The following is a 417-nucleotide window of genomic DNA, read 5'->3' as shown; positions in this document are numbered from 1 at the left end:
TGGTGGCGGCGCCCGGGCCGATGTCGGGCAGGGTCAGATAAGCGATGGTCTTGCCGGGCTGGAGCGGAGCGGTCGCGGCGTACACGCTCACCTTCTGCTGGACCTTGCCGCCGCCGTTGTTGAAGTAGTCGGTCGTGGCGAGGACGTCGTTGCCCGTGGAGGGGCTGTTGGCCCACCAGTCGGGAAAGGACAGGGTGAAGTTCTGGGTGGTCCCGTCGGTGTACGTGACCGTTCCGGTGCCCGAGGCGTTGCCGTAGTCGGCGGTGCCGAGGAATCCGATCGTGCTGCCCCGTCCGGTGAACGGGACGGTCTGCCCGCCGGCCACGATGTTGTCGGGCTTGCCCGAGCCCGTCGTGGGCCAGGCGAAGGTGAGCCCCTCGTGGGTGGCCGCGCCGCCGGAGGTGATCCCCTGGGCGG

At 70.0% G+C, this 417-nt stretch carries 1 pseudogene; it reads right to left on the bottom strand.

From position 1 onward, the window contains the following. Positions 1 to 417 (bottom strand): annotated as a pseudogene (locus IF17_RS01000000136925) (hypothetical protein); the annotation flags it as partial.

The organism is Streptomyces cyaneofuscatus, assembly GCF_000718135.1.
Taxonomy (GTDB): Bacteria; Actinomycetota; Actinomycetes; order Streptomycetales; family Streptomycetaceae; genus Streptomyces; species Streptomyces cyaneofuscatus.
Note: the sequence above shows the minus strand (reverse complement) of the source record. Positions and strands in the feature narration are given on the sequence as shown.